At 61.3% G+C, this 14760-nt stretch carries 17 protein-coding genes; 7 read left to right on the plus strand and 10 right to left on the minus strand.

The annotated features are described in order from the left end of the window. Window positions 1-281: 281 nt before the first annotated feature. Complete coding sequence (locus tag M3P21_RS07320; RefSeq protein WP_249708120.1) at window positions 282-506, minus strand: YdcH family protein; 225 nt, start codon at window positions 504-506, stop codon at window positions 282-284. A 167-nt stretch (window positions 507-673) separates the two neighbouring features. Between M3P21_RS07320 and M3P21_RS07325 the strand changes: the two genes are divergently transcribed. The 4 genes from M3P21_RS07325 (at window position 674) to M3P21_RS07340 (ending at window position 3169) form a co-directional block, all read left to right on the plus strand. After that, on the plus strand, window positions 674-1087 hold the full coding sequence (locus M3P21_RS07325) for an Hsp20 family protein (protein WP_249708122.1): 414 nt from the start codon (window positions 674-676) through the stop codon (window positions 1085-1087). 3 nt (window positions 1088-1090) lie between these two features. Next, on the plus strand, window positions 1091-1315 hold the full coding sequence (locus M3P21_RS07330) for a DUF1150 family protein (protein ID WP_249708131.1): 225 nt from the start codon (window positions 1091-1093) through the stop codon (window positions 1313-1315). Between the two features lie 100 nt (window positions 1316-1415). Continuing rightward, window positions 1416-2303 (plus strand): PhzF family phenazine biosynthesis protein, encoded by an 888-nt coding sequence (locus M3P21_RS07335; RefSeq protein WP_249708132.1) that lies wholly within the window; start codon window positions 1416-1418, stop codon window positions 2301-2303. Continuing rightward, entirely contained in the window at window positions 2300-3169 is an 870-nt protein-coding gene (locus M3P21_RS07340) for a glycosyltransferase family 10 domain-containing protein (RefSeq protein WP_249708141.1), read from the plus strand. The genes M3P21_RS07335 and M3P21_RS07340 overlap by 4 nt, the downstream gene beginning before the upstream one ends. Before the next feature lie 313 nt (window positions 3170-3482). Here the strand turns inward: M3P21_RS07340 and M3P21_RS07345 are convergent, their stop codons facing one another. From M3P21_RS07345 to trxB, 4 genes are all read right to left on the minus strand, one after another. Continuing rightward, complete coding sequence (locus M3P21_RS07345) at window positions 3483-5198, minus strand: bifunctional sulfate adenylyltransferase/adenylylsulfate kinase (RefSeq protein ID WP_249708142.1); 1716 nt, start codon at window positions 5196-5198, stop codon at window positions 3483-3485. A 192-nt stretch (window positions 5199-5390) separates the two neighbouring features. Further along, on the minus strand, window positions 5391-7085 hold the full coding sequence (locus M3P21_RS07350) for an adenylate/guanylate cyclase domain-containing protein (RefSeq protein ID WP_249708144.1): 1695 nt from the start codon (window positions 7083-7085) through the stop codon (window positions 5391-5393). Between the two features lie 57 nt (window positions 7086-7142). After that, window positions 7143-7610, minus strand: a complete 468-nt coding sequence (locus tag M3P21_RS07355; protein WP_249708145.1) for an RES family NAD+ phosphorylase — start codon at window positions 7608-7610, stop codon at window positions 7143-7145. After that, window positions 7607-8548, minus strand: coding sequence for a thioredoxin-disulfide reductase (gene trxB / locus M3P21_RS07360; RefSeq protein WP_249708147.1), 942 nt, complete (start codon window positions 8546-8548; stop codon window positions 7607-7609). The genes M3P21_RS07355 and trxB overlap by 4 nt, the downstream gene beginning before the upstream one ends. 226 nt (window positions 8549-8774) lie before the next feature. Here trxB and M3P21_RS07365 point away from each other — a divergent pair, with 226 nt between their 5' ends. Next, a complete protein-coding gene (locus M3P21_RS07365; protein ID WP_249708149.1) occupies window positions 8775-9275 on the plus strand; it encodes an Lrp/AsnC family transcriptional regulator in 501 nt (166 codons plus the stop codon). Between the two features lie 92 nt (window positions 9276-9367). Here the strand turns inward: M3P21_RS07365 and M3P21_RS07370 are convergent, their stop codons facing one another. The 5 genes from M3P21_RS07370 to lgt form a co-directional block, all read right to left on the minus strand. Further along, window positions 9368-10150 (minus strand): Hint domain-containing protein, encoded by a 783-nt coding sequence (locus tag M3P21_RS07370; protein WP_249708150.1) that lies wholly within the window; start codon window positions 10148-10150, stop codon window positions 9368-9370. 330 nt (window positions 10151-10480) lie between these two features. Further along, entirely contained in the window at window positions 10481-10633 is a 153-nt protein-coding gene (locus tag M3P21_RS07375; RefSeq protein ID WP_249708152.1) for a hypothetical protein, read from the minus strand. Between the two features lie 270 nt (window positions 10634-10903). Beyond that, window positions 10904-11659 carry a peptidoglycan editing factor PgeF gene (gene pgeF / locus M3P21_RS07380; protein ID WP_249708154.1) on the minus strand — a complete coding sequence of 252 codons (756 nt, stop codon included), beginning with the start codon at window positions 11657-11659 and terminating at the stop codon, window positions 10904-10906. Then, the gene (locus M3P21_RS07385; RefSeq protein WP_249708156.1) at window positions 11656-12723 is read right to left on the minus strand and encodes a class I SAM-dependent methyltransferase; all 1068 of its coding nucleotides are present in this window, start codon (window positions 12721-12723) and stop codon (window positions 11656-11658) included. The genes pgeF and M3P21_RS07385 overlap by 4 nt, the downstream gene beginning before the upstream one ends. Then, window positions 12720-13619: a prolipoprotein diacylglyceryl transferase gene (gene lgt / locus M3P21_RS07390; protein ID WP_249708164.1), complete on the minus strand. Its 900-nt coding sequence runs from the start codon at window positions 13617-13619 to the stop codon at window positions 12720-12722. The genes M3P21_RS07385 and lgt overlap by 4 nt, the downstream gene beginning before the upstream one ends. Before the next feature lie 96 nt (window positions 13620-13715). Here lgt and M3P21_RS07395 point away from each other — a divergent pair, with 96 nt between their 5' ends. Together M3P21_RS07395 and M3P21_RS07400 are read left to right on the plus strand one after the other, a co-directional pair. After that, on the plus strand, window positions 13716-13964 hold the full coding sequence (locus M3P21_RS07395) for an accessory factor UbiK family protein (protein WP_249708165.1): 249 nt from the start codon (window positions 13716-13718) through the stop codon (window positions 13962-13964). 279 nt (window positions 13965-14243) lie between these two features. Next, the gene (locus M3P21_RS07400; protein WP_249708166.1) at window positions 14244-14744 is read left to right on the plus strand and encodes a type III secretion system chaperone family protein; all 501 of its coding nucleotides are present in this window, start codon (window positions 14244-14246) and stop codon (window positions 14742-14744) included. Window positions 14745-14760: the final 16 nt, after the last annotated feature.

The raw sequence follows: 14760 nt of genomic DNA on the forward strand, positions 1-14760 counted from the left end.
CATGACGAACATTACCCATCGCAGGGTTTGGTGCAGAAAGTACGTTACTGCACTGATCGGCACCCAGAGTTCGGACGAATCCGGTCGCACGACATACTGAGGAGAGCCGCGCAGGAGGACATGGTTCTGACCCGCTTCGATCTTATGCCCTACCACTACGTCACCGATCCAGAAGTGGAGTGCAATTGAGGTCGCAAAAACGAGACCTGTGACAGTTAGATACACTCTAAAGAGCATTGATTTTGACTTGTCAGAAAGCTGCAAGCCTAAGCCTTCATAATTCACGCGATGATATCGGGCGTCAGGCGGTCCTCGATCAGGGCGATCATGTCCTTGAGGCGCAGTTTCTGCTTTTTCAGTCGCTTGATCGTCAGCTGATCGGCGGTGCCTTTGTCCACGAGCGCATGGATCGCCTCGTCCAGATCGCGGTGCTGGCGGCGGAACACCTCCAGCTCGACGCGCAGCACGTCATCGGTCTTCATCGAAAGGTCGGTAGGAGCGTTCATGAGCGACTCGGGTCTCTGTTGGATCTTGCCTGATCCCTAGAATACGCGTTCACGATGATTTCGCCTAGACCTTGTGGTGGGCATGGTTTCTCCCCATATTCATCTATGCGCGGTTGCCGGAACGGGACCACGCAAACCGTCGCTTTGACAGATAAGGACGATTGGACGTGTCAAAAACAACGCTTGCGTCTTACCCGCATCTGCTTGGGTTCGAGCAATTGGAACGCCTTCTGGAACGCTCGGCGAAATCGGGCAATGAAGGCTATCCGCCCTATAACATTGAACAAACCTCGGATCATTCCTATCGCATCACCCTGGCCGTGGCCGGGTTTGCGGAAGAAGATCTGGCGATCACCGTCGAGGACCGCCAGCTGGTGATCCGCGGTCGTCAGCGCGACGACAGCGAGGGGCGCGTGTTTCTGCATCGCGGCATCGCAGCGCGTCAGTTCCAGCGCATGTTTGTGCTGGCCGACGGCGTCGAGGTCGGAGAGGCCATCATGGAAAACGGGTTGCTGCATGTCGATCTGACCCGCGCGATCCCCGATACCGTGGTGCAGAGGATCAACATAAGGAAAGGGTAAGCGATGAATACACCGTTTGAAATAAAGAGCGACGCGGACCGGATCGTTTATGTCAAAGCGGTCGACGTGGCCGATCTACCGGATCAGGTGCGCTCGCAAGCCGGTGATCTTGAGCAGCTTTATGCGGTTCACGACGCCTCGGGCCAGCAATTGGCGCTGGTGGCTGACCGCAAGCTGGCCTTCGTTCTGGCGCGCGAAAACGACTATATGCCAGTGACCGTTCACTGACGCTTTTGCCACGCGGGCCCGGCAACTTCCCGCGTGACAAGCCGGGCAGAAGCGGAGATAGATGTCACCCTGACGGCCCGCCAAAGTCAGGGGACATGAGATGAGCAGGTTCGATTTCGATTGGGTGGATGCGTTCACCAACCGTGCCTTTGGCGGCAATGGCTGCGCCGTGGTGCATCAGGGCGCGGGGCTATCGGATGAGACCTGCATGGGCTTCGTGCGTGAAACATCCCTGATAGAGTGCACCTTCACCGGTCCCTCTGACTCCGCTGATATCCGAGTCCGCTATTTTCTGGCCAGTCGCGAGATTCCTTTCGCCGGCCATCCCACCATCGCGACTGTCGCGGCGCTGCGCGCGCGCGGGCTGGTGTCAAAGGATGAGCTGACCCTCGAGACCGGAGCAGGGATCGTGTCGGTCCGTGTCGACGGTGACCAGATCGAGATGACGCAGGTTGCGCCTGAGTTCGGGGCCGAGGTTCCTGCAGACATCGTTGCAAACGCACTTGGCCTGAACGTCGGTGACATTATCGGCCAGCCACAGATGGTCTCGACCGGATTGCCGTTCTGCGTCACGCTGTTGCGGGATCGCGCGGCGCTGGATCGGGCGGCGCTGAATGTCGAGGCGTTTCGCACCATGACGGCACATCTGGGATATGACGGCATCGACATGATGGAACCGTTCATGGTCACACTGAGCGGCGCGACCGATGAGGGCGACACCTATTCCCGGCTGCTGCTGGCCCCGCCCAGCTCGCCGGAAGACCCGTTCACCGGGTCAGCCACCGGCGCAATGGCGGCTTATCTGTGGCATAACGGTCTGATGGACAAGGACAGCTTCATCGCCGAGCAGGGTCACGGCATGGGTCGCCCCGGACAGGCGCGCGTTACACGGGTCGGGCCGCCTGACGCGATGACGGGCATCCGCGTCTCGGGCCAAAGTTTTGTGTTGATGCAGGGGCAGGTCGATCTGCCAGAGGGTGCGGCATGAGCGCCGCGCCCGGTATCGCAATCCTGCCCTATGGCACCTCGCTGGGGCCGAATTTGGCGCAGATGCCGTTGTCGGATCTGACCTGGCCGCTGGGCTGTCCGGATCGACTGCTGGGCAAACATGTGGGCGATCTGGAACGCACCGATCATTTGATCATGTACCCCAAGACCTCGCATCATTTCGTTCTGCGCCGGGGCACCAAGGCGCGGATTTCGCTGATGATGGGCGAACCATCGGTAATCCATGCCAAACATATCAGGCTGCTGAAATGGACCTGGCGGCGGTTCTTCCGGGTGCTGAGTTTTCATGAGGCGCTGGTTGGTTCCATCCCCAACTGCGTGTTCTTTCCCTATGGCACCACTTGGGTGCCTGAATGGCGCGATCTGGAGATTGAAAAGACCAAGAGCTGCTCTCTGATCGCCTCGGCCAAACGCGACACGGCCGGGCATCAGCTACGCCACGAGACGGTCGATTGGGTGCGTGAATCCGGTCAGGATGTGGAGGTTCTGGGCCGTGGCTATACAGCCTTTGACAAGAAATCCGATGGGCTGGCGCCCTACCGCTATTCCATCGTGATCGAGAATGTGCGCGAAAAGGATTACTTCTCGGAAAAGCTGCTCGACGCGGTGTTCTGCGAGACCGTTCCGATCTATTGGGGTTGCCCGAATATCGGCGACTTCATCGATCCCGAGGGGATGATCATCTGCGAAACAGGCGATGACGTGCGCGCGGCGGTGCAGAACATGTCGGTCGAAGATTATCAGCGCCGAGTGCCCGCGATCCGAGCGCTAAAGGACCAACTTGAGCCCTATGCGGATATCGACCTGCGGGCCGCCCAGTTGCTCCTGAAGGAGTTTAAGGCGTAGGGGTTCGAAATCGCGCTGCGCGCGATGCCTCCGGCGGAGGTATTTTTGAACAGAAGAAAAGCGGAATGCCGTTGGGGTAGCCCCCTGCGTTTATGGGGCAGGGGGCCTTCTCCTGTTACGGCCATCGGCGCCTCCGCCTGTACCGCAACATCATCCTTCTGCAAGAAGGTGAAGAAATCGTATTCTTCTGTTGAAAAATACCTCGGGGGAGTCGCGCGGTAGGCGCGGCGGGGGCAGCGCCCCCATATCCCGCTAGCCAATCTGAACGAAGGCCCGCCATGGAGCGGGCCTAAGAGATTTGCACGTGCACGGGTCAGCCTGCGATCAGGCCCATGCTTTCCAGTTTCAGCAGCACCTGATGGGCGCAATTGTCGACATCGACATTCTCTGTCTCGACGCTCAATTCAGGATTTTCGGGCACGTCATAGGGATCCGAGATGCCAGTGAATTCCTTGATCTTTCCCTCGCGCGCCAGCTTGTAGAGCCCCTTGCGGTCGCGGCGTTCGCATTCCTCGATCGAGGTGGAGACATGCACCTCGACAAAGGCGCCGAATGCTTCGACATCCTCACGCACAGCCCGGCGGGTCGTGGCGTAAGGCGCGATCGGTGCGCAGATGGCGATACCGCCATTCTTGGTGATCTCTGAGGCGACATAGCCGATCCGGCGGATGTTCAGGTCGCGGTGTTCTTTCGAGAAGCCTAGCTCCGAGCTGAGGTTTTTCCGCACGATATCACCGTCCAGCAGCGTGACAGGACGGTCACCCATCTCCATCAGTTTGACCATCAGTGCGTTGGCGATGGTGGATTTACCCGAGCCCGAGAAGCCGGTGAAAAATACGGTGAAGCCCTGTTGCGAGCGTGGCGGATAACGCCCGCGCAGCTGGTCCACCACCTCGGGGAAAGAGAACCATTCCGGGATCTCCAGCCCTTCGCGCAGTCGGCGGCGCAATTCGGTTCCGCTGATGTTCAGGATCGTGACGTTGTCCTTGTCGGCAATCTCATCATTGGGTTCGTATTGCGCGCGTTCCTGCACATAGACCATATGTTTGAAATCAACCATTTCGAGGCCGATTTCGTCCTGATGCTGACGGAACAGGTCCTGCGCATCGTAGGGGCCATAGAAATCCTCACCGGCAGAGTTCTTGCCCGGGCCGGCATGGTCGCGACCAACAATGAAATGGGTGCAGCCGTGGTTGGCGCGGATCAGCCCGTGCCAGACCGCCTCGCGCGGGCCAGCCATGCGCATGGCCAGGTTGAGCAGCGACATCGAGGTGGTGGCGGCCGGGTATTTGTCCAGCACCGCCTCGTAGCAGCGCACGCGGGTGAAGTGATCGACATCACCGGGTTTGGTCATGCCGACGACCGGGTGTATCAGTAGGTTGGCCTGCGCCTCTTTGGCGGCGCGGAAGGTCAGTTCCTGATGCGCGCGGTGCAGCGGGTTGCGGGTCTGGAAGGCAACGATGCGGCGCCAGCCCACCTTGCGGAAATAGGCGCGCAGTTCGTTCGGTGTGTCGCGGCGGGCGCGGAAATCATAATGCACGGGCTGCTGGATGCCGGTGATCGGACCACCCAGATAGACCTTGCCGGCCACATTGTGCAGATAGTTCACCGCCGGGTGCGCCTGATCGTCGGCGCCAAAGACCTTTTCGGCCTCGTTCGATTTGTCCGGCGTCCAGCGGTCGGTCACGGTCATGGTCGCCAGAATCACGCCTTCCTGATCGCGCAGGGCGATATCCTGACCCAGTTCGATGCTCTCGGCAAAGGTCTCGGACACGTCCAGCGTGATCGGCATCGGCCAGAGCGTCCCGTCGGCCAGGCGCATGTTCTCAACCACGCCGTCATAATCGGCCTCGCTCAGAAATCCTTTGAGCGGGTTGAACCCGCCATTCATCAAGAGCTCCAGATCGCAGATCTGACGCGGGGTCAGGTCATGGCTGGTCAGGTCAGCGGCCTCGACCTTGAGTTTTTGAGCGGAGTCGTAGGAAACATAGAGCTCCGGAATCGGAGCCAAATTGGCAAGCATGGTCATTCGAATACTCTCTGAGCAATCCGTAAATTCGGGTTTGATGGATACTGCCGCGCACTTGCCCGGTCTTGTTCCGGAAGTCCAGAGATTGAGAACAAATCAAGGAGAAGGTGTGCAGAATTGTCGCTTTTCGGAACGGATTTTTGTCGTTTCGCGAACGATACGGACGGCTGTTCCGGATTGTGGCCACGCGACTCAGCGTGATCGCGCCGGAGCATTCGCTGGTCGCATGCGATCAGAAAGCTTCGATGCCTGTCTGACCGGAAGCCCGGCAAGCGGGTCCGACACGCCCCGCAGGGCAAAAGGGCGCAGCCCGGCACCTGCGCTGGACAGGCCAGCGGCATTCAGGACAGGCTCGGACACGATCAGTTCGACCGCCAACTCCTTGGTCTCCCGTTCCAATCGGCTGGCGACATTCACTGCGTCTCCGATGATCGTGCGCGGTGCGTTTTCGGCGGCGCCGATCTCACCCAGAACCACGTTGCCCAGATGCAGCGCCATGCCGATTTGGACCGGGCGGTCGTGGTGTTCGGTCAGCGTCTTGTTGAACGCCTCGAGCGCCGCGCCGACGCCTTCGGCGGCCAGCAACCCGGCGCGGGCGGAATCGGTTGCCGAAAGCGCGTCGAAGACCGCCAGCAACCCGTCCCCCAGATACTTGTCAACCGTGCCTCCGGCGCCGGTGATGGCGGGCACGATTGCGTCGAAGAACCGGTTGAGAAAGAACACCACGTCATAGGGCAATTGCCCGGCGGTGCGGGCGGTAAAGCCGCGCATGTCCAGAAACAGGATGGCCAGCTGTCTTTCCTGCCCCTGACTGGCATGGGCGCGGCTGCGCCCGCCCTGGGGCCGGAAGACGCGATAAACGGTCAGCGGTGTGATCGGCCGGATCTGGCAGGCCAGACGGGTATTGGGCGTGGCTCCGACGGCGCGCAGGCTGCGCTCTTCGGCCTCGCTGGGAGGGTGCAGCAAATCGGCACCATCCTCGATCACCACGCGACAGGTGGTGCAGCGGCCCTTGCCGCCGCAAAGCGCGGTATGGGGGATATTGTTGGCCTTGGACATCTCCAACAGGGTCATGCCGCGTTCGGAGGTGATCTGCGGGCCGTCGACATAGCGGACCCGGACTGAGCGCCGCCTGCGCAGCAGCTTGCGGAAAAGATACACTGCTGCCGTCAGCGCAAGCAGCGCCCAGAAGATGTTCTGGGCAAAGGTCTTGACCCCGAATAACTGCTGGAACGCCACCTCGTTCGGCCAGTTGAAATACTCGATTGCCATGTCGCGCAGTTCCGGGTCGCCAAAGGCCGCCCACATGTTGCGTCCCTCGGTCAACAACCCGGCAAAGGCGAAGGCGGGGATCAATACGGCGATCCCGATCAGAACCGGCAGCATTCGGTGCCACCAACGCGTCAGCCGCAGCCAGAAATGCAGCCCCATGCAGCCATGCACCCAGACCAGCAACAGAAGCAGCGACTGGTACCAGACCGAGGGGGTGTTCCACATCAGAACGATCAGGTAGCTCATCTTGTCATTGACGTCGAAGACCTCTTGCGCAAAGCGCGTGAAGGTCAGATGCGACAGCAATTGCAGCGGGATCAGCAGGCCCAGAATGACCTGCAACGCCTGTGACCATCTCATGCGCAGGGTCCGCCGCGTCGCAAGATCATAAAGCGCGATGCCGATATGGATCAGAAATGCCCCATAGAGCAGGGTTGAGCCGATCGGGTTGCGGGTGATGAGCTTCCGTCCGGTCTGGAACGCATCCATTGCCTCGACCGAGACAAGCCCCACGCCGATATTGAGGAAATGGAACAGGGCATAGGTGAACAGGATCAGGCCCGAGACGATCCGCGCCCGGACCAGCCAGCCTCCTTGCCACAACACGTTGGCCACGCGCGTTCCTTTCGGTTTCGAAGGCCCAGAGTGGGGGGCTATGGCAGTGGGGTCAAGTCACAGCCGCGTGCTGTCGTCGGGCTCTGGGTTCCAGATTTGCGGTTTGGCGTCCTGGTGCAGATGCAGGATGCGCGGATCGAAGATCACCAGATGGCTCAACTCGGGGCGAGAGCGCGAGGAATAAAGCATCGCCTGCGCGCCCTCTGCGCGCGCCGTATCCGAAAAGGCCCAGGTGGGTGCGGGGGCCCCGGTGGCGCGGGCGTCCTGCCAGATCACCGTGGCCGCGCGGTCGCCGCGCAGATCCGCCACCTGCGCCGCGTTGATTTCCAGAGGCTGGATGAGACGAGCGGCGTCTCCGGGCGAGATGTACCGCCGGAGCGCCACGGCTGTGCCTTCAGGAGTGAGCGACGTGTAGATAGCCCATTGGCCGGAATGATGAAACCGCCCCTCGGGCGAGCTGACCGGGACCCGCGCATCCTGACCCTGAAAGGTCATGCGCCAGACAGTCCCGGTGAAGGGGATCATTCCTGCTCGGCCAGGAACCGCTCGGCGTCCAATGCGGCCATGCAGCCCATACCGGCGCTGGTCACCGCCTGTCGGTAGACATGGTCGGTCAGATCGCCCGCCGCGAACACACCGGGGATCGAGGTTTCGGTGGTGCCCGGCTTGGTCACAACATAGCCGCCCATATGGCTTTCAAGCTGGTCCTTCACCAACTCGTTGGCCGGTGCGTGGCCGATGGCGACAAAGACACCCTTGCAGGGGATCTCGGTAATCTCATCGGTCTTGACGTTCCTGACCTTCACGCCCTCGACGCCCAGCGGCGCGTCGGTGCCGGTGACCTCTTCCAACTGGTGAAACCAGAGCGGTTCAATCTTTTCGTTCTTGAACAAGCGATCCTGCAGGATCTTTTCGGCGCGCAGTTCATCGCGGCGGTGGATCAGAGTGACCTTGGAGGCGAAATTGGTCAGGAACAGCGCCTCTTCCACGGCGGTGTTGCCGCCGCCGATCACCACGATCTCCTGACCGCGATAAAAGAACCCGTCGCAGGTCGCACAGGCCGAAACGCCAAAGCCCTTGAATTTCTCTTCCGAGGGCATGCCCAGCCATTTCGCCCGCGCGCCGGTGGCCAGAATGGCCGCGTCCGCAGTATAGACCGTGCCGCTGTCGCCCTTGGCGGTGAAGGGGCGTTTCGACAGGTCGAGGTCGTTGATGATGTCGCCGATCACCTCGCAACCCATCGCCTTGGCATGCGCCTCCATCCGGACCATCAGGTCGGGACCCTGCACCTCGGTATCACCCGGCCAGTTCTCGACCTCTGTGGTGGTGGTCAACTGCCCGCCCGGCTCGATGCCCTGCACCAGGATCGGCTCCAGCATGGCGCGGCTGGCATAGACGGCGGCGGTATAACCCGCCGGGCCGGACCCGATGATAAGAACCTTGGTGTGACGTGTCTCGGCCATGGGAACCCCGTTCTGACGGATGGCGGGAGTGCCATCTTCGGGGGATGGATATAGCGACGCGGTGTCACGGCTTAAACCCCTTTTCTGACACGGCATCAGGCTTGCGGTCTCTCCGTGTCGCAGGCCCTGCGGGTCATTGTGATTAACAAAATTGCGCTGTAGCGAAATATTATTGCTCATCCCTGCGCGGCTGATATAACAACCGCAAAAATGGGCGGAGAATTTCATGGTCGCGACCCGACTCGATCCGATCGACAGAAAAATACTGGCTGAATTGCAGGCGGATGGCCGGATGACCAACGTGGAGTTGGCCAAGCGGGTCGGTATCTCGGCGCCGCCTTGCCTGCGGCGGGTGCGCTCGCTGGAGGAGGCGGGCTATATCCACGGCTACCACGCCGACGTGAATGCCCGCGAACTGGGGTTCGAGGTGCAGGTCTTTGCCATGGTCGGGCTGGAAAGCCAGGCCGAGGTCGAGCTTTCGGCCTTTGAAGAGACTTGCCGCAACTGGCCGCTGGTCCGCGAATGCCACATGCTCAACGGCGAGGTCGATTTCATGCTAAAATGCGTGGCGCCCGACCTGAGCAGTTTTCAGAGCTTTCTGACCGGCGAATTGCTGTCCACGCCGAACGTGGCCAGCGTCAAGACCTCGCTGGTTATTCGCGGCGCAAAAGACGAGCCCGGCGTGCCTTTCGACGTGCTCGAGGATCGCCTGAACCGGACCGCCTGAGCGCGATCTGTTCATCCTCGGTTACGGTCGCGGGCAAGAAGGCGCTCGCGACCATGCTGATCACCCACCAGATCATCAATTTCATGACAACCTCAGGCGCTTATCGCGTCGTACTGACCATCTCCGGCGCGCGGAAGTATCTGCGGCCCGAAGTCGGTCAGTTTTTCGACATGCGCGAATAGGTTCAAGTACAGCGACCGCATCGTCTGGCTCATCACCCGAACCGCATGGATGCCGGGGTGGTAGGTTTCGAATTGCAGCCCGTCCACCTTGATCACCGAATGACGCCTCAGGCACAGGTGAAACACTTCGACCGGGGTTGGCGGAGAGGTTTCGACCACGTTGTTGCCATCCACGAATTCCTTGATCGGCGTCAGGATCTGATCTCCGGCGCACAGGCTTTGCAGATGTCCGGGCGTGGCCAGCAGCCGCGCCGATGGCCCTACGATCACCCCCGACATCGGGCGTTGCATGCCAAAGCTGTCGGCCATGATCCGGGTCAGGCTCTGCACCCGGCCTTTCAGGTCGGGACGGCCCGGTATCAACGTGGTTGATCCTTTCCAGAGCACCTCCTGCGCCGAGCCGTCCTGCACGATCAGGCGATCGCCAGGGAGCAGATCCTCGATGGCCAGCGGCCCCATGTCGGTTTCCACCAGCGAGCCGCGGGAAAAGGCGCAGAATGCGTCTTCGAACAGCGGCAGCGCCGGTGCGATATGACGCGTCTGGGCAATGTTGTTCTTACCGATCAGGGCGCTCACCTCATAGCGCCTCAATTGTGGTTTGGACCGGCTTTGCAGCTTGGCCGGATCCTCTAGCAGTTTGCCGGTTTCCACAGCATTCCGCGCCGCTCGTGCTAGCGAGTGGGGGATAGTCATACCTATTCAACCCTCTTCATACATGTCAGCTCTGTGTCGGCCCCGAACGACAAGGTCAGAGTGACTCGGTTCAAATTGTTTTTGCCCCAAAAAAGCCATCCGGCCGCGCGGTTTCCACGCCGCGTTCCCCAGCCTGCGCCCATCCAGCTCACGATTCCATTGACCCCCCAATGGCACCGTTCGTAACGAGAGGATGTCCTCCTCCCGGTCGTCTTTGCTGCCCAAACCCGCCTCGCCATTGGGCGAGGCGGGCTCTTGTCCCCGGCCGGTCAGGGGCAGCGTCCGGCACCGGGTTCGTTGGATGGGCCGGTCAGCCCATCCATTGTCCGTTCAGTTCAGCGCCGGTTCGCACACCTCAGAGCCGCGTTCGGCACGGCGTGCGATCATCCGGGCGCGGCGTGCGCCGCGGGCCCAGGGCAACTGAAACTTCCCAGCAGACACGGCGGAGACCGTCAAAGCGATATAACGTCCTTTGGATTTCATCCGTGTAACTCCTGATCTTGCGTGCGGTACCGGTTTGGCGCCGCGTGTTCGACAGGTTCAATCTGGCAGTTCTTTGGGGCGGCGATTGGGCTGATCCGGGGAAAATACGGGACCGATCAACTTGCCCTCGGGACCAATGTTAAGAGACCGTACCGCGCCGTTCAGCCTTGATTTTTCGCACAAAAAAGCCCCGAGGGTCCTGACCGGCACCGGCGCAAGGTCCAGCTTCGGCCACAATTGTGACACTTCAGGGACCGCTGGTGGGGGATGTCAGAGGCGGATGGCCGAGATCAGCCGGCCGTAATCGGCCTCTTTGGCATGGGTGCTGCGGCGAAAGGAATAGAATCGCTCGGCATCCGAATAGGTGCAGTGCCGGGTCCATTCCGCATGACCCACCCCCGCGCGGCGCAAGCGGTGCAGGCCAAACGAGGGCAGATCGAATTGCATCCGGTCGCCCTGACCATTGGCAAAGAACCGGGCATTGTCCGGATCGTCTGACAGGAACTCGTCGAACAACTCCGGTCCGACCTCATAGGCGCGCTGCGAGATCGAGGGGCCGATCACGGCAGCCGTGCGGGACCGCTGCGCGCCAAGGTTTTCCATGGCGTCCAGCGTTGCCTCCAGCACGCCGGCAAGCGCCCCGCGCCATCCGGCATGGGCCGCACCGACGACGCCCGCCTCGGCATCGGCGAAGAGCACCGGCTGGCAATCGGCGGTCAGGATCGACAGGGCCAGACCCGGCGTCGCCGTCACCACCGCATCAGCCCTGGGCTTGTCGGTCAGCGGCGCGTCGACGGTCATTACATCCGGCGAATGTATCTGGTGCACGCTCACCAGATGCGTGTCCTCCACATCCAGCGCCTGCGCTACCCGCTGGCGGTTGATCGCTACTGCCCCGCGCTGATCGGACGAGCCGGTGCCGCAGTTCAACCCGGCAAACACACCGGACGAAGCCCCGCCGCGACGGGTAAAGAACCCGTGGCGAATCGGGGAAAGGCCGTCAGAGGTCAGTATTTCCAGTGTCATGCTTCCAGCCCGGGCGGAGGGTTCGCGGCAGCCGGGTAGAATCCCAGCACCTTGAACAGGTTTCCCATTTCCTCGGGATGCGTCAACCGGCGATGCGCCGAAATCAGCGATTGCAGCTCTGATCCGCCCAGAGTCCTTGCAAGGGCCTGCGCCCGTGCAGTGATGCCCAGCCGTTCCAGAAACATGCCTTGCGGGGTCAGGCGGCTATGGGCGCAACCCGCTTGGGTGGCCACCTGCGCAAGGGCCTCGAAATCCACATGCGCGGTCAGATCGGCCTGTCCGGGCTCTGCCAGTGGATCGGCTTTCAGATGATGTCGCACCGCCTGCAGCGTATCGCCAAGCGAGCGCCAGTCGCCGTAATCAACCAGCAAGGCTGCGCCGCCATGCGCGGCGATTCGTTCCGCGATCCCCGCCATGACCGGGCGCGCGGCATCGCAAATCTCGACCAGATCGCCGGGTGTGGTGTCCTCCATGCGGTCCGCCAGACCCGGTTGCGGGACGTCGGCGCCCAAGCCAAAGGCCAGCACCCCGTCCGGCGCGCCGATCAGGCGTTCGCGCCATCCGGATGCCTCGCGGATGAATTGCCGGATCGGCAGCGCGTCAAAGAACTCATTTGCAATCAGAAAGAGCGGCGCTTGCGGTAGGGCGTCAATGTCGTCGGTCCAGTGTGGATCGGCTGAGGCCAGTCTTTCGTTCTGCATCCGGCGCATGGTGGGCGAGGCCTCGACCAGCATGATCTGTGCGGCGGTGTGGAACCCCGGGACCCCGGCGGTCGCGCGCAGCAGGTCGGCCATCAGCGTGCCGCGCCCGGGGCCAAGCTCGGCCAGCGTGAACGGGGTGGGGCAGCCCTGATCCATCCAGGCCTGTGCCAGCGACAGGCCCAGCAATTCGCCGAACATCTGGCTGATCTCAGGCGCAGTGGTGAAATCGCCCTTGATTCCGAACGGGTCGCGCGTGGCGTAATAGCCGAAGTCCGGATGCAGCAGGCAGTCGGACATATATTCGGCAACGGTCAGCGGGCCGCTCTGGCTGATCCGTTCCAGCAGCAGAGCGTGCAGGCTCATGCCGGTGCGGCGGTTGCCGCGCGGCGGGCCCGCAGGATGAACCACAGCCCCAGCGCGATCATCGGCAGCGACAAGAGTTGTCCCATCGTCAGCCCATAACCCCCCATATGCCAGGCCAGCCCCAGCGGATTGCCGGGCGAGATGAACTGCGCATCGGGCTGGCGCAAAAGCTCAACCGCAAACCGCGCGAGGCCGTAGCCTGCAAAAAACGTTCCCATGATCTGGCCGGGCCGTTTGAACGCCCCGCGCCGATAGGCCAGCCAAAGCAGCAGCGCGCCCAGAACCAGCCCCTCCAGCAGCGCCTCATAAAGCTGCGACGGGTGGCGGGCACAGAGGCCTTCGACACCCGGGCAGCTCTGCGCCGCACCGCCGGGAAAGATCACCGCCCAGGGCAGATCGGATGAGCGGCCCCAGAGCTCGGCATTGTTGAAATTCGCCAATCGGCCCAGAAACAGCCCCGGCGGCACCGTATGAGCCACCAGATCGCCCAGCGTGAGCACGGGAATCCGCTGTCGCAGTGCATAGATCCAGGCGGCCATCACCACGCCAAGCATCCCACCATGGAAGGACATGCCACCCTGCCAGACCATCAGGATCTCTTGCGGATGGGTCAGATAGTAGGCGGGTTCATAGAACAGGACAAAGCCCAGCCGCCCGCCCAGGATCACACCCAGGATGATCCAGGTGATCAGGTCGTCCAGTTGGGTGCGATCAAGCGGTGCGTTGTCACCAGGCCAGAGAGCCGGGCGCGCGATTGCCATCCGAGCCAGTTGCCAGGCGATCAGGATACCGACGATATACGCCAGCGCATACCAGCGCAGCGGAAAATCGAAACCAAGCAGCGAGATGGTGAAAATCTCGGGCGAAAGATCCGGGAAGGTAAGAACAGCCTGCATGGGGCCTCAATGTTCATGCGAAGCAATGCAAGTCAACCTTGAGACGCGCGGCAATCTTGCCCATATAGAGGTCAACCGCGAAACCGGAGACATGACATGCAAAGCCGCAACAAAGTACTCGACGATATCTCGCAACTGATGACCAACGCGATGGGCGTGGCGCAGGGGGCCAGGAACGAGGCCGAAACCGCCATGAAGTCGATGATTGACCGCTGGCTGGCGGATCGCGACTTCGTCACCCGCGAAGAATTCGACGCCGTGCGCGCCATGGCGCAAAAGGCCCGCGAAGAGAATGAAGCGCTGGCCGCGCGGATCGCCGCATTGGAAGAGAAGCAGGGCGGCTAACGATACATTACAAGTATTACACGTCAGGGCGCGCGGTGTATCATGCACCGCCGCGCCGTTTTTGCAAGAAAATCAGAGTTAATACCACAATATTTCGGGCGAAGTGACAAACGCTCCACAACTTATTGCTGTTATCCCCAAAATTAGGGGTTGCCACATGGGCTGCCAGGCAGCACCATATCTGGTACAAGCTGCGGGAAACGCCCCGGTTTGTAGAGCAGGCAACTAGCGCTGGGGCGCTGCCAGCCCCAATCCGCTAGAGATCAGTGAGGTGGCATCATGGCCCTTTCCGAGCAGTATCTGGAAGAAGACATTCACCCCATCGACATCGTCGAACATATCGCCGAGCACCATGACTGGGATTTTGATCGTATCGGGGACGATCAGATTGCCATGGCGGTTGAGGGACAGTGGCGTACCTATTCCATCACGCTCGCGTGGTCGGGCTATGACGAGACGTTGCGGATGGTCTGCACCTTCGAAATGGAACCGCCCGAGGACAAAATCCCGAAGCTTTATGAACTGATCAACGCGATGAACGATCAGTGCTGGGCGGGGGCCTTCACCTATTGGGGCGGTCAGAAATTGATGGTTTACCGCTATGGTCTGGTTCTGGCCGGTGGCCAGGTTGCCAGCCCCGAGCAGATCGACACGATGATCAACGCCGCCGTGCTGAGCGCCGAGCGCTACTACCCGGCGATCCAGTTGATGGTCTATGGTGATCGCACACCTGCGGATGCGATGCAGGTCGCCATTGCAGAGGCCTACGGCCGCGCATAAACCTTGACCCCGAACG

The organism is Ruegeria spongiae (assembly GCF_023502395.1).
Lineage (GTDB): Bacteria > Pseudomonadota > Alphaproteobacteria > Rhodobacterales > Rhodobacteraceae > Ruegeria_C > Ruegeria_C spongiae.

What these genes read in the sequence shown, in the direction of transcription:
- M3P21_RS07320 (WP_249708120.1), bottom strand. Translation starts at nt 506, where the DNA reads ATGAACGCTCCTACCGACCTTTCGATGAAGACCGATGACGTGCTGCGC.
- M3P21_RS07330 (WP_249708131.1), top strand. Translation starts at nt 1,091, where the DNA reads ATGAATACACCGTTTGAAATAAAGAGCGACGCGGACCGGATCGTTTAT.
- M3P21_RS07335 (WP_249708132.1), top strand. Translation starts at nt 1,416, where the DNA reads ATGAGCAGGTTCGATTTCGATTGGGTGGATGCGTTCACCAACCGTGCC.
- M3P21_RS07340 (WP_249708141.1), top strand. Translation starts at nt 2,300, where the DNA reads ATGAGCGCCGCGCCCGGTATCGCAATCCTGCCCTATGGCACCTCGCTG.
- M3P21_RS07345 (WP_249708142.1), bottom strand. Translation starts at nt 5,198, where the DNA reads ATGACCATGCTTGCCAATTTGGCTCCGATTCCGGAGCTCTATGTTTCC.
- M3P21_RS07355 (WP_249708145.1), bottom strand. Translation starts at nt 7,610, where the DNA reads ATGATCCCCTTCACCGGGACTGTCTGGCGCATGACCTTTCAGGGTCAG.
- trxB (WP_249708147.1), bottom strand. Translation starts at nt 8,548, where the DNA reads ATGGCCGAGACACGTCACACCAAGGTTCTTATCATCGGGTCCGGCCCG.
- M3P21_RS07365 (WP_249708149.1), top strand. Translation starts at nt 8,775, where the DNA reads ATGGTCGCGACCCGACTCGATCCGATCGACAGAAAAATACTGGCTGAA.
- M3P21_RS07370 (WP_249708150.1), bottom strand. Translation starts at nt 10,150, where the DNA reads ATGACTATCCCCCACTCGCTAGCACGAGCGGCGCGGAATGCTGTGGAA.
- M3P21_RS07375 (WP_249708152.1), bottom strand. Translation starts at nt 10,633, where the DNA reads ATGAAATCCAAAGGACGTTATATCGCTTTGACGGTCTCCGCCGTGTCT.
- pgeF (WP_249708154.1), bottom strand. Translation starts at nt 11,659, where the DNA reads ATGACACTGGAAATACTGACCTCTGACGGCCTTTCCCCGATTCGCCAC.
- M3P21_RS07385 (WP_249708156.1), bottom strand. Translation starts at nt 12,723, where the DNA reads ATGAGCCTGCACGCTCTGCTGCTGGAACGGATCAGCCAGAGCGGCCCG.
- lgt (WP_249708164.1), bottom strand. Translation starts at nt 13,619, where the DNA reads ATGCAGGCTGTTCTTACCTTCCCGGATCTTTCGCCCGAGATTTTCACC.
- M3P21_RS07395 (WP_249708165.1), top strand. Translation starts at nt 13,716, where the DNA reads ATGCAAAGCCGCAACAAAGTACTCGACGATATCTCGCAACTGATGACC.
- M3P21_RS07400 (WP_249708166.1), top strand. Translation starts at nt 14,244, where the DNA reads ATGGCCCTTTCCGAGCAGTATCTGGAAGAAGACATTCACCCCATCGAC.